Source organism: Candidatus Binataceae bacterium (genome assembly GCA_036495685.1).
GTDB lineage: Bacteria > Desulfobacterota > Binatia > Binatales > Binataceae > JAFAHS01.
The window spans coordinates 1-13,132 of sequence record DASXMJ010000074.1 but is presented as its reverse complement, the minus strand read 5'-3'; the positions used below and the strand labels follow the sequence as shown (position 1 = coordinate 13,132).

Here is a 13,132-nt window from a genome sequence, read left to right as displayed (position 1 = left end):
CACCGAGCCACGAACTGTTAAGGGACCGGTGCCGCAGGCAAACCCCAGGCGATGGGCGATGGTTCCGCGTCGTAGACATTGCCCTTGCATGGTAGTCTGGCGGCGCGAGTTTTCCGTAACGGGGCTAACCAAGTGAACCTGAGGATCGAAGACTACGGCCTTATCGGCAATACCCGCACGGCCGCGCTGGTCGGCCGCAACGGCTCTATAGATTGGCTGTGCGTGCCACGATTCGACTCGGGGGCATGCTTCGCCGCGCTGCTCGGCGATCGAACCAATGGCCGCTGGCAAATCGAGCCGGCCGGTGACGTAAACCGGGTGACGCGCCGATACCGGGGCGACACCCTGATCCTGGAGACTACTTTCGAGACCCCTCAAGGCTCCGCCACGCTGATCGATTTCATGCCCATTCCCAAGCGCGAAGATCGTGTCGACCTGGTCCGTTTGGTCCGATGCAACTCGGGCAGCGTGACCATGCGCACAGAATTCATCCTGCGCTTTGGCTATGGCCGCGAGATCCCGTGGGTGCGCCGTGCCGACTACGGTCTGCGTGCGATGGCAGGACCGGACGCTGTCGAGTTACGGTCGCCCATTCGACTGGTAGGCCACGACCTCGCTCACACAGGGGAATTCTCGCTCACTGCTAACCAAGAGGCTTCCTTCACCCTGGTTTGGTATCCGTCCCATCGCCCGACTCCTCATGGTGACGACGCCCACGCGCTGCTCTCGACAAATGAGAAGTGGTGGAGCGATTGGTCTGCAAGATGCAAATGGACGGGCGAATGGCGAGATCCCGTCATGCGCTCCTTGATCACCTTGAAAGCACTCAGCTACGCACCGACTGGCGGTATCGTTGCCGCACCTACCACCTCGCTGCCCGAAGCCCTGGGCGGAGTGCGCAACTGGGACTATCGGTTCTGCTGGCTGCGTGACGCGACTCTGACGCTATACGCGTTGCTGATCGCGGGCTACACGCAGGAGGCTCGTTCGTGGCGGGAGTGGCTGGTTCGCGCGGTGGCGGGTCACCCGCAAGAAATGCAGATCATGTACGGACTCGCCGGCGAGCGCCAATTGACCGAGCGTGAAGTGCCGTGGCTGGCGGGCTACTCCAATAGCCGGCCGGTGCGCATCGGCAACGCCGCTCACGAGCAGTTCCAGCTCGACGTGTATGGCGAAGTGATGGACACCATGCATGTGGCGCGCAAGCATCGCGTGCCCGAACAGAACTATGCGTGGGCGCTCGAGAAGAAGCTTATGGACTACCTGGAGTCGGCCTGGGATCAGCCCGACGAAGGTATCTGGGAGGTGCGCGGACCGCGCCGCCATTTCACCCATTCGAAGGTCATGGCGTGGGTCGCGGTCGATCGCGCAGTCAAGGCGGTCGAAAAGTTCAACCTCCATGGCCCGGTCGAGCAATGGCGCTCGCTGCGTCAGCAGATCCACGACGACGTTTGCCGCAACGGTTACAATGCAACCCGCAACGCCTTCGTGCAGTATTACGGCGCCACCTCGCTGGATGCTTCGATCCTGATGATGCCGCTGGTTGGTTTTCTTCCGGCAACCGATGCTCGCGTCGTCGGCACGGTCGCGGCCATCGAGAAGGAACTGATGGTCGATGGGTTCGTGATGCGCTATTCGGGCTCCGGCAACGTCGATGGATTGCCCAGCGGCGAGGGCGCTTTTCTGGCCTGCACCTATTGGTATGCGGACAACCTGGCTGCGCTGGGCAGAACCGAAGAAGCTCGTGCTATTTTCGAACGACTGCTCGGGATCTCCAACGACCTTGGCTTGCTCGCGGAAGAATACGATCCTACCGGCAAGCTCCAGCTCGGGAATTTTCCGCAGGCATTCACCCACGTCTGCCTAGTGAACACCGCACACAATCTTGCCGGCAAGCGGAAACCCGCGATAGAGCGAGCCGCGCAGTAGCTTCGCGCCCTTCAAGCGAAACGGGCGGCGGGTCGGGCGCGCGGAAACCGCTTCACATACTGAAAGAACATGGCGAGCGCTCGATCTGCCTCGATCAGAACGCCCTCACGAAAATGCGCGGTGCTCAACACCGGTGTGTCTTCCTCGATGAGGCGCTTAAAAAATGCCTCACCAATCTCTAGCTGCCGGGCCCGCTGCTGCGGCGGCGCCTCCGAACGCGGCGTGGCGGTGACCATCCAGCCGATGGTCCGCCCATCGGGGGTGGGGGTTCCGGTGGCCATCGAGCAAACGCTCATCCCGTTGAGTTTGCCGGCCAGCGCGATGGTGTTGGTCCCGGTCACGCGAATGCACTGATCGAACACTCCGAGGTTAGGATCTTCGAAGCGCACGTCGTATTGAATTTGGTAGTCGCCGACCTGGATTTGCTTCGGATCGAAATCGATTTTCAGACCGTGCAGCACCTGCAAATGCTGAAAGTCCATCGAATTGGTAAACGGCACCCACGGTTCGACCGGAAGGTCGAAGGCCTCGATGGTGCGATACTCGAGCTCGGCCTCCTGATACCCCGCAAAATCGGGGACCTCGAACAGCGGCTGTTCGCCGTTGAACGCCCAGACGAGTCCCCATTTTTCCGCGGTCGGAAACTTGAAGACACGCGCCGCTCGGGGAATCTTGTCGGACGCCGGAATTTTGGTGCACCTGCCGTCTGGACCGTATTGCCAATGATGGAACCCGCACCGCACATCCTCGCCGATAACTTTCCCGACCCCGAGATCGGCGCCCAGGTGACGGCAGTAGGCGCTCATTACCGACCCCCGCCCGCTCTCACCCCGATAGACAATCGCCCGTCCTTCCAGGAAATCGCGTCCAACTACCTGACCTGGCGTTACTTCATCGGCGCGCGCGATCGCGTACCAGCTCGCATGGAACCCCGGCGAAGACGCGGCGGTGCGGGTCGATAGGCCCGATCGCGCCAATGAGCGTGCTGTTCCAGCTGCCATGATTTCCTCCCGATGGTGTCGGCCTTTCAGCGGAAAAGTGGCAGCCTTATCGCGAAGATCAGGGCCTCTTCGTCGACCTCCAGCATGATGCCGGAGTCGGTCGCCTCAACGCGCAGAGCCGAATGCGCGTCAATCGGATCGTCAGAGGCGAAAGCGTGCAGGGCGCCGTTCACCACGAACAGCAGTTCGCACGTCGCCAGGTTGTGAATAACATGTTTGGCGCCGCGCGGCGCGTGGATGAAGCTTAGTTCGAGGCCGCGCTCGCCAAATGCGCCCAGTCGCTTGACCTCGATCCCGCCGCCGAGCCCGATCCAGTTAAAATTATCGGGGAACATCACGACCGGCTCGTCGAAGCGCGGCGCCGGATACCTTACCTCACGGCGCATCACATGCTCCCAGACCGCTTCATAGCCGTCTTTCCGAACGATGCGTCCGTCGGCCGTGGTACGCGTGAATACGCCCCCCTCGAAGTTTCCGTAGTCGCAGAGTTGCTGGTACCCGGCACTCAACTGGTCGTAGCTCATGAAGCCGTGACCGCTGGCCCCCACAATCTGCAGCACCAGCGTTACAGACACCGCGGTGTCCTGTTGCGGACCGTAAAAGGTTCCCTCGGGAAAATAGCCGACCGCGCCTCTCTCCAGGTTCTTGTCCGGAGCGTAGTTCATGACGCCCTCCAGGCAGAAACGCACCTGGTCGAAGTTGTGACGATGGCGCGGCGTGTAATAGTCGCCCGCCGTGCGCACGAGACTCAACTCAAAGTTGTCGAGAGCGCCGGGGGTTCCCTGGATAAGGCGCTTAAAGTCGATACCGCCTGAACGATGCCCAGAGACCGGTGCGAAGGTCATTCGCGATCCATGCGCCACCTGCATGAAGGCGCCTCTAGCGCGTGGGGCTCGATTGCGTCAAGTCCACCTCTAATCCTGGGACCACCGACCGCCCCACCTATTTGAGCAGTTGGAACAGATCGCTGTAGTCATCGGTCCAGGGGCGCACGCGCCGTAGCCCATCGCGCGATTTCAGGCGGCTTGCAATTCGAGGCTGTCCCAGCACTTTGTCATTGCGCGCAAGCAGGACCCAGTCGCTCGCCCAGTTCATCGCGTCCTTTTCCTCGCTGCTGACGAAGCCGTAACGCAAATCCAGGGCCCGGCTGTTTTCGGCGAGCACCGGGCGCAGATCGAGAAACAGGTTGGAGACGTGAACTGCCAGGACGCCGTCCGGAGCGAGCTCAGCCAGGTAGATGAGCATCGCCTGGCGGGTCAGCAGATGAGTCGGGATCGAGTCTCCGTTAAACGCATCAATGACGAGTACGTCGAACTGCTGAGAACGACCTTCAGCTAGTTCACGCTCCATCGAAAGCCGCGCGTCGCCGGGCACGATGGCGACCTTCGCGCTGGAATCGCGAAGATAGCTGAAGTACCCGTTGGGGTCGCTGGCCAGCTTGATGATGGCTGGATTCACTTCATAGAAGCGGAAGTAGTCACCCGGCCGGCCCCACGCGGCTATGGTACCGACGCCCAGGCCCACGATTCCAACGCGCAAGCCTGAATTCCCGTCTTCGGCGCGTCGCGGATGGTTCATCATTATCAGCCCGATCCCGCTGTCGATGTCATAGTAGGTAGTCGGGTAGTAGCGCGCTTGCGGGTCGCTCGCCGAATACACCTGCATGCCATGGGAGATGCGACCGTTGAGAAGCCGATAGGAATGCCACTGATGGTTGGGGCCCTCGTTCTCAACCACGCGAAATACGCCATAGAAGTTGCGCGTGATCCACAGCGTGTCGTGGAGCGCCACTTCGATGGTTTCGAGGAAGATGAAACCGAGCACCGCGATCACGGCCAGCATTGAAAGCTGTGAGACAATTCCCGGTCGCCTCAGCCACCGGGGCCGACTCTTCCATCGTGGCAGCAGTGCGACCGCGGCGATTACGGTCAGCACAAGCACCGAATAGATCCAGGCATGCTCAATTACGCGGATCACCAGCGGATAGGCCAGGGCCACCGCCAGGATTGCGATGCCCACCACCGGCGGGCCGCGATAGATCCACGATTCGCGATCGCGCACCAGTGCAATTGCCATCAGTACAACACTCGCCCACACGGCGAAGCGAAAGTCCCAAAACCCGCGGAAAAGGAGCGGCGCAACGACGACCGACAAAACCCCACCCAGCACGCCGCCCACGGAAACCAGCAGGTAAAACACTGTGAGATCGCGCCGATGCGGCCGCAGACGGACCAGCTCTCCGTGACAAACCATGCATCCAGCGAACAACAGCAGCGAGAGATTTCCGACCTCGATGGCGAGGGTGACGATCTGTGGCGACAGAAACACATGCCCGATCGGCGGCGCGATCGCATTGAGGTAGATGACTATCAAGAAGCTTGCGAAGATCGCGATGCCCAGCAACGGATGGAAAATTCCGCGCCGATACCAGCGGTCGCTGTCAAAACAAATGATAAAGGAGAGCAGATAAAGCGCGAGCGGCAGAATCCACAGGAACGGAATCGGCGCCACATCCTGGGTCATCTGACCGGTGGCCCCATAGAGGAGGACTGAAGCGCAGGCGGCGAGCGCTATCCAGAGCACCTTGGTACCTACGCTGGGATCTGCGGACTCGTCCACACTTGCGCGCGCCAGCGCCTGTCGGCTGCGAAGCGGTAGCGCGCATAACAGCATTCCGATCGCAAACGTCCCGTAGAGCGCCGCCCACAAATTCGCCTGGGTTCGGAGAGCGAGAGTCGGCTCCACCACGAAGGGATAGGTGAGCAGCGCCAGCAACGAACCAAGATTGGAAAGCGCGTAAAGACGGTAGACGGAAGCGCCCGGATAGATGGTTGCGAACCAGGACTGGAGCAGCGGCGCGGTTGCCGAGAGCACGAAGAATGGCAATCCGACGCTCACCCCGAGTACGAGCAGGATGCGCAGCACTGGAAAAGCGGGGTGCACGGACTTCCAGCTCGCGCTGGGCATCACCGGAGAGTTCGACAGCAGCGCCAGGAGCAACATCGCGGCGACGCATATCCCGATCAGTCCCACATGAACGATGAACTGGTAGCGCTGCGCCAGTTTCGTGCCGATGAGGTGAGCGTAGGTGTAGCCGGCGAGCAGGAGAATCTGGAAAAACAGCAGGCAGGTCGTCCAGACCATCGCGGTGCCACCAAACCACGGCAGCAGGTATTTCGCGATCATCGGCTCGATCTGGAAGAGAAGAAAGGCACCGACAAAAATCGTGAGGGCGTAGATGCGCATTTTAAGGGCGATGAATCGCCGACAGGTTAGCCTATAGGCGGATGGACACGAAAGGCGCTCTGTCGAAGGGGACTGGGGTGGGCGCGAGAATTCTAGTGTGGCATCGTCAACCGCATCAGCTCGGATACGGTTGCTAGCTTTTCGACCTCCATCACAGCGCGCGCGAGGGCCTCGGCGCCGGAGCGCTCGAGAATTGGCGACGTCAGACCACGGAACTTTCTCGTGAGTCGTTCACGTTGAAGGTCGAGGTCGGAGGCGGGTTGTCCGGAATCAGATTCCGCTTCGAATTGCTGTCCCCGGGCTCTAACGATCACGCGCGCCCGTGTCTGCGGCGTCTTGTCGATGGTTACGATACGGACGCGATCGCGAAGCCCCACCAAATCCGGATCTGTCAGTCGAGCATCGCTAAAGGTCCCAAGGTCGCTGGTGTCTTCTCCGCGCAGCGCCATGGCGGTGGTGGCGCGCAAGCTGAACTTTCCTTCGAGTCCGGTGGTTGGCGATTGGATATTGCACACCTTGAGCAAGCTGCGCGCCACCCGAACCTCCACATCATCGATCGTTTTCGGGTCGAGATGCTGTTCCGCCTGAATACGCGCCGCCGCGTTGATGGGGGCATGCGTAAGATAACAGGACGCGTGGTACTTGAAGAGCGTGTCGCGAATCAGGAAGCGTCCGGCGACCTGATCGATCGGCTGCGCCGAGGGCGCTGCGCCGGCGTGGCTCGCCAGAAATCCTTGCTCAGCCTCGAGGATAGCGGCACTGGAGGTAAACCCGCCGCGTGCCGCGAGCGCGCTCAACAATCCGTTCGACGCCGCCCGCCCGGCGTGCAGCGGTTTCGCCATAGTGCCAAAGGCCGACTTGAGTCCGGCCGCCTGGGTTCCCGCAAGACCCATCGCACGGAGCCACCCATCCTCGTCCAGTTGCAAGAGATGCGCGCACGCCGCGGCCGCTCCAAACGCGCCGAGGGTGCCGGTGGAGTGGAACCCGATTGCATAGTGTTCCCCGCCGACGATCGCGCCCAGCCGACACTCAAGCTCGATGCCAGCGATGATTGCTTCCAGCAAGGACTGGCCATTGGCTGCGATCGTCTCCGCCAGTGCCAGCGCGGACGGAATTACTGGAACGGACGGATGACCACCCATTGCCATGTGGGTGTCATCGAAGTCGAGCGCGTGGCCGGCCGCGCCATTGACTAAAGCGGCCGTTGACCGCGAACACCGTTCCTGTCGGCCGACCAGTGTCGCTTCGGACGATCCTTCTCGCGCAGCGATCTCGGTTAGCAGAATCTGCGCGAGCGGTTGGCGCGAACCTGCGACCGCGCAGCCTAGAAAATCGAGAAGACATTGACGCGCTGCCTCGCGCGCGTCCGCGGGGCTCTCTTCCCAGCGAATGTCGCGAACTGCGCGCACCAAAGAGCACGTCACGCCAGCATTTGTGGTTTGCATATTCATGACCCGACTCCCGTGTGGCCGCCGCTTTTCGAACAACGCCCTTACAGGTCGTGTGCGTTCCTTTCAGGCGCCGTCGCGATTCTTGAAGCGCGACAAGTGTGGATGGGGCGCGATGGTGAGAAGGTCGCGGCTATAAAAAGACCCCAAATACTCGATCAGACTGCGCATCGAGACGACGGCGACTGGATGCTCGTCCTCGTCGACCATCGGAATGTGGCGGAATCCCTCGATGACCATGAGGTTGAGAGCATAAGCGACGCTGGAGTCCGCGGGGAGCGTAACTGGATCGCGCGTCATCACCTCCTCGAGACGCGTGCGTTCGAGGTCCATCGAAGTTGCCGCTACCTTCATCAGGATGTCGCGTTCGGTGAAAACCCCTGCCAACTTTCCCGCTTCAACAACCAGCACGCACGCGCGCCGCTCGTCGCGCATCTTGCTAATCGCATCGGCTAGCGAAGTGGCACCCTCAAGGATCAGTGGAGGTTGGGTAACGACATCAGCGAGCGTGTCGTTGGCCAAGGCAGATTCAAGTTCAGAAGGGCCCGGGGATTCCTCGGCTTCGCGCCGTAGCGCTTCATCTTCGTCGACAGGCATGGCGGTTCATCTCCACGGTCAGACTTCAACCCAACCATATTGCCCAATCCCAAATATGGCAAAGCGTAGTCCTGTTTTTGCACGAAGGTTCGACCGTCGACGGGTCGCAAACAGGATCACCGATGAAGTGAGAAGACTCCGGTGACCCCGCCCGGCTTCAAAACCAAGCCGCGCCGACCGGGCAAAATTAACAAAGTCTAACCCTTCCTTGAAGGCGGTGAGTCGTGAACCCGGAGAATTGGAGTCACGAAAAGATATACTGCTGCCGTCCATTCGCCACGCTAATTTTGCGGCGCAGCAACCTGAGCTTTGAACTTGCACCCCGGGGGGGGCGGCGATCCCCCAAGCCATTCGAGGGGTCCGTCAAATGCTCTTTTGCAGACCATGCAGCAAGTTGCCTACGAAATTCCTTATCTCTGCAAACTCCACAGAAACTGCGAATCCCTTCGTCTCACAATCCACTGGTGATCGTCAGCTTCCAATCGCACCTCTATGGGATACGTCTTGAGGTCAAGACAGGCCGCAGTGGGCATGCCGAGCTCTACCCAGGAGCGGAGCCTTTCCGACAGCCGCTCCTCAGCACGCGGGTTGCCGTAGGCGATCAGCCAGTCATCGTTTGCGATGACCAGTGAATGATGTTCGGCGTCCCAAAGACCGAAGTAGTGATGTTCCCTCTTGTTACCGATGTCGTCCTTGGCGGTCTTGAATGCACGAAAAGTGGGCTCGACAATTCCAAGAAAGGAACGGATACCCAGGGTCGCCCATACGAAAAACGCTTTTCCTTTGCTGCCCCACCAAAAGCGCCGTCTGCTGATCTCATGACTCCTAAGCTCGTTCCATTCCGGCACCGCTTTTTCCACGAGGGCAGGTTCTAGATCCTTGAATTCGTAGCTACCACGCAGCTGGACAAACCCACAGATCATGGATTCGACCGACTCAAAGTGATCGCCGGCTTTGCGCAGCAGAAATAGATTATCTCCGCCACCGGGGGTCTTGATCACGACCAGCAGCAATCCTTCCACGCGGATCTGCTCGTAGAAGTGGCGCGGTAGATCGAACGTACCCGCCGTGAAGATGGCACGATCATAGGGAGCAGCGTCGGGATACCCTGCTGCTCCGTCTCCCTCGACTACCCGAACGTTCGAAATTCCCAGTGACCGAAGGGTGCTCGACGCCCTGCGGGCCACCTCCGGAATAATCTCAACACTCTGGACGTGCCCACCCGGTCCGACTAGCTGACCAATCAGTGCCGCGTTCCATCCGCTGCCCGTCCCGAGTTCGAAGACGCGGTGGTCTGGCTTTATTTGCAGCAGGTCGAGCATTCGAAGGACGAAGGAGGGTTGTGAAATCGTGGAGGGGACGTTTTCGTCTTCCTCCTGGTCTCCATGAAGGATCAACGGCCGATCTGCGTACAAAATCGGAACGTGCTCGGTCAAATTTTCTTCCGCTATCTCGTGCCATTCTTTGGTGCCCCATTCCCGATAGCGCGGCACAAAGCGATGGCGGGGGGTTGCCAGATACGCTCGCTGGGTGGCCTCACTGATGGGCGTCTCACGGTAGATGCTGAGCGTCTGTTCCAGAAGCTGCTTCTGATATTTCTCGATAGCGTCCACGGATGCACCTCGGGCTCGAGCTTACCTCAGTCGATTCACCATAGAGTCACCAAACCACCGAGGCAGTCGCGAGGAATTCTGTGTGGTCCGACCCGATGCACAACACTTTGGTATCTCTTACAGACATCTGTTGCTCATGGTTATCAGCCAACAATGCCCGGTGTCCTCTCGCTCTCTGCAGAAGAATCCGGTGGTATCGGGTCGGCCAGGTAGTCATCATGTGGCGTAAATCCAAAACTGGCGACGAGCTGCTGGGTCAGGCCCGCCAATGCGCTGGGCGAACCTAGCCCCTAAACTGACGGACATTAGACCGTAGGTGGCAGGTTACAACCCCAGCAGAGATACATGATGCGCCGCCAAAATCGGCAAGAAGCCGATAGATTAGAAGTATCCTGGAGGAGGAAGGGGCCCGGTGGCCCCACCGGTCTTCAAAACCTCTTGCTTCTCCAACGCCGCCAAAATGACCAACAAAACATTAGGAAATGAAGGTTCTCTGGAGCTTAGAATTTGGCCGCTGCAGGCCAATTCCGGTCACAAAAACGTATACAGGAGGTTTCGAATTGGATCCCCCAGACGAAGCGAACCAGCGCTCCGACGGTTAACAGACGTTAAAGGCCGGTTTCGGTCGGGATCGTTTGTTATCGTTCGATACGCATCAAGCCCTTCTCTGCCAAGGACTTCGAGGTTGCGGCGCATGCTTACCGATGTGCACCAAGTTGTATCGAAAATGATTGAGACCCCCCACAAAATCCCCCACAGTTTTGCCCTCGCGAATCGCCAACGGATTTCGGCAAATGTGGTTTTCAAATGCTCGTTCTCAGAAACTCCGAATCAGGGTCTGATGAGATGAAAAGCTTCGGACAAGCGATCGTTGCGGCGCGCAAGGCCTCTGGTCTCACGCAGAAATGCGTCGCAGAGAGTCTCCGCCGAGGAGATGGTCGAAGGGTACTGCCGCCCTTCCTCAACGACCTTGAGCACGATCGCCGGTAGCCGCCAAAGATAGCGTGATAGAGCAACTCGGAAAGGATCCTGAACCTGTCGTCCGACGTTTTGTACTTCTACGCGAAGCGGCTGCCGCCAGGTATCCCTTATGATGCCACCGATACCGAGGTTGAGGCTGCTTACAGGGCTTTTCGCCGAGTGCTCGGGCAATCGTAAGAGCGAAGCCGCGAAAACTCTTGTCTGGTGAATTCGCTGGCGTGCCCAGTCCTATATGTTCCCGGCACGGCGCGAAGTCGAATGGGTAAATATGATCGCGCGATGGCGGTTGAGCTCGTCGAACTCCGAATCAAACTTGGCGTCGCCGAGATAAACGCTGCAGCAGTTCGTCATCATCACGAAGCCATCGACCATGAGCATGGACTGCCGCGCCCGATTATTGAATTTCCGTTCGACAGCACCTGCACAGTCACCAACCTCGTAATGAGCGGCATGCTGGAACGTTGCCGCGATTTGCGGATCATCGTACCGCCCGCTCGGGGACGCTACCGTTTCTAGCCAGACGCATCGCAAGAGCGGCAGCCCGAATGAATCTGCGAAGAGCGGGCGCGAAGCCAACGGATTTATCACTGCGTTGCAGAGATTCTCTTACGACAGCGTTCGCGCATGGCGTGACGATTCGTTTGCTTCTTTGTTTACGATTTTCGATTCCTCCCATATTCTCTCCGGCAGCGACTAACCATTCGAGCCGGAAGCAGCAACGGCGCAGATGATAAAGGAGCTGAATTGGAGCCGGTTCTGAATGCCGGCGACCTGTGCGCGATCGAAATGGCAACGCGATGAAATGTTCGCGCGAAGTTGACGCGGCGCTGAAGCAGCGGGAAGACCGCGATAGGAGTGAGTCGATGATCAGACCATGGATCTTTGAATTTTTTGCTTCGCCGCACTCGCCCGGGCAGCATTTCGATCCGGAAGCATCGCAGCGGTATTTCGATGCGTATCTCGATCTCTGGGCGAGCGCCGAGCCGGCAGGCTTCGAAGGAATCTTTTTCAGCGAGCACCATTTCGGACTCAGTTATTCGCCCGCGCCCAACCTGCTGATCGCCGCCGTCTCGCTGCGCACCAAAAAGATTCGCCTCGGTGTGATGGGCGTGGTGCCGCCGTATCATTCGCCGTGGGAGATGGTCGAGGAAATAGGCATGCTTGACCATCTCACGGGAGGGCGGCTCGAGATCGGCACCGCGGCCGGCATCCCGCAGGAAATGGCGCAGGTCGGGCTGGGCGCGGATGAAGCGCGAGCCCGCAACGACGAAGCGATCGAGATCATCGATCAGGCGCTCGCCAGTCCGGTGATTTCGCATCACGGCCGCTTCTGGAATTTCGACAACCTGCGCCTGACCCCGCGCCCGTTGCAGCAGCCCTCCCCGCCCAAATGGGTGACGGTGGTCAGTATCGCGTCCGCGCGCAAGGCGGCGCGCCGCGGCGCCAAGATCTGCACGGGCTTTCATCCGCTCAGCAAGGTGGTTGAGATCTTCGACGCCTATCGTGACGAAGCCGATAAGGCCGGCCGCCCGGTAGAACCCGAAGACATCTGCCTGCGCCGCGTAGTGACGATGTTGGATAGCGATCGCGACGCCGAGTCGATCAAATCGACGCAAGCCCGCATTTTCCGCAAGTTTCTGGAAATCGATCCGCGCGTCGACACGCCGGAGCGTCCCGCGCTGCTCGATACGCCGACCGCGCATGCGTTTTCGATCGGTGACGAGGAGTTTATCGCCGGCACGCCGGCCGCCGTCGCCGAGCAGATCGTGAATCAGTGCCGCATCGCAGGAGCCGGCCACTTCGCCGCGATTTTCGGCCGCGGGATATCTCCAGAAGAGCAGAAGGGTTGGTATCGCGACTTCGGCGCCCGCGTTATACCGATTCTGCGCGAAGCCGCGCTTTAATTGCGTTCTCGGGCAATCGCGACATTCCGACGAAGCGTTTCTAGCATGCCTTGGATTTGTTGAAATCGCCGTTTTTCTGTCGCCACCCGTCGGATTCAAACCGACGACCTGATGAATGCCATTTTGCGTGCGCGCACTTCGTCCTCAGGCGCATGGAGGCGGTCGTGTTCCCGTCTGGTTCGCAATCACGCTCACGAACGCTTGGGATGCCTCATTTCCAAATGCGATGAGCGATATCGGCGACCAGCCGCAGCTTCGCTTCCTGGGTCGATTCGGGAATCGGGTTTCCTTCCCAGACCGTTCCGAAGCCGCACTGGGTCGAAAGCGCCAGCTGCTCGCGGGGGAAGAAGCGACTCGCCTCCTCGATCCGCTTCTCCACCGTCTCGGCAGGTTCGAGTTCGATGCGCTTGGTC

Annotated in this window: 10 protein-coding genes; 3 read left to right on the top strand and 7 right to left on the bottom strand. The window is 59.7% G+C overall.

The window, feature by feature from the left end:
- The first annotated feature begins 132 nt into the window (after window positions 1-132).
- Window positions 133-1,929 (top strand): glycoside hydrolase family 15 protein, encoded by a 1,797-nt coding sequence (locus VGI36_08145; protein HEY2485105.1) that lies wholly within the window; start codon window positions 133-135, stop codon window positions 1,927-1,929.
- Window positions 1,930-1,940: 11 nt separating this feature from the next.
- On the opposite strand, the gene VGI36_08140 is transcribed toward VGI36_08145, so the two are convergent.
- From VGI36_08140 to VGI36_08115, 6 genes are all read right to left on the bottom strand, one after another.
- Window positions 1,941-2,930 (bottom strand): Rieske 2Fe-2S domain-containing protein, encoded by a 990-nt coding sequence (locus tag VGI36_08140; protein HEY2485104.1) that lies wholly within the window; start codon window positions 2,928-2,930, stop codon window positions 1,941-1,943.
- 26 nt (window positions 2,931-2,956) lie between these two features.
- Window positions 2,957-3,799 (bottom strand): hypothetical protein, encoded by an 843-nt coding sequence (locus VGI36_08135; protein HEY2485103.1) that lies wholly within the window; start codon window positions 3,797-3,799, stop codon window positions 2,957-2,959.
- Between the two features lie 73 nt (window positions 3,800-3,872).
- Complete coding sequence (locus VGI36_08130; GenBank protein HEY2485102.1) at window positions 3,873-6,176, bottom strand: hypothetical protein; 2,304 nt, start codon at window positions 6,174-6,176, stop codon at window positions 3,873-3,875.
- A 92-nt stretch (window positions 6,177-6,268) separates the two neighbouring features.
- Entirely contained in the window at window positions 6,269-7,627 is a 1,359-nt protein-coding gene (locus VGI36_08125) for an MmgE/PrpD family protein (GenBank protein ID HEY2485101.1), read from the bottom strand.
- Between the two features lie 63 nt (window positions 7,628-7,690).
- Window positions 7,691-8,221, bottom strand: a complete 531-nt coding sequence (locus VGI36_08120) for a CBS domain-containing protein (GenBank protein HEY2485100.1) — start codon at window positions 8,219-8,221, stop codon at window positions 7,691-7,693.
- A 410-nt stretch (window positions 8,222-8,631) separates the two neighbouring features.
- Window positions 8,632-9,834 carry a protein-L-isoaspartate O-methyltransferase gene (locus tag VGI36_08115; protein ID HEY2485099.1) on the bottom strand — a complete coding sequence of 401 codons (1,203 nt, stop codon included), beginning with the start codon at window positions 9,832-9,834 and terminating at the stop codon, window positions 8,632-8,634.
- Between the two features lie 1,239 nt (window positions 9,835-11,073).
- Between VGI36_08115 and VGI36_08110 the strand changes: the two genes are divergently transcribed.
- Window positions 11,074-11,331, top strand: coding sequence for a hypothetical protein (locus tag VGI36_08110; protein HEY2485098.1), 258 nt, complete (start codon window positions 11,074-11,076; stop codon window positions 11,329-11,331).
- A gap of 347 nt (window positions 11,332-11,678) precedes the next feature.
- A complete protein-coding gene (locus VGI36_08105; protein ID HEY2485097.1) occupies window positions 11,679-12,719 on the top strand; it encodes an LLM class flavin-dependent oxidoreductase in 1,041 nt (346 codons plus the stop codon).
- Between the two features lie 211 nt (window positions 12,720-12,930).
- Here the strand turns inward: VGI36_08105 and VGI36_08100 are convergent.
- A partial coding sequence (locus VGI36_08100) for a hypothetical protein (protein ID HEY2485096.1) occupies window positions 12,931-13,132 on the bottom strand: 202 nt, incomplete at its 5' end.

Excerpts from the sequence above, each read along its gene's own strand:
- VGI36_08140 (HEY2485104.1), bottom strand. The coding sequence starts at position 2,930 with ATGGCAGCTGGAACAGCACGCTCATTGGCGCGATCGGGCCTATCGACC.
- VGI36_08135 (HEY2485103.1), bottom strand. The coding sequence starts at position 3,799 with ATGCAGGTGGCGCATGGATCGCGAATGACCTTCGCACCGGTCTCTGGG.
- VGI36_08130 (HEY2485102.1), bottom strand. The coding sequence starts at position 6,176 with ATGCGCATCTACGCCCTCACGATTTTTGTCGGTGCCTTTCTTCTCTTC.
- VGI36_08125 (HEY2485101.1), bottom strand. The coding sequence starts at position 7,627 with ATGAATATGCAAACCACAAATGCTGGCGTGACGTGCTCTTTGGTGCGC.
- VGI36_08120 (HEY2485100.1), bottom strand. The coding sequence starts at position 8,221 with ATGCCTGTCGACGAAGATGAAGCGCTACGGCGCGAAGCCGAGGAATCC.
- VGI36_08110 (HEY2485098.1), top strand. The coding sequence starts at position 11,074 with ATGGGTAAATATGATCGCGCGATGGCGGTTGAGCTCGTCGAACTCCGA.
- VGI36_08105 (HEY2485097.1), top strand. The coding sequence starts at position 11,679 with ATGATCAGACCATGGATCTTTGAATTTTTTGCTTCGCCGCACTCGCCC.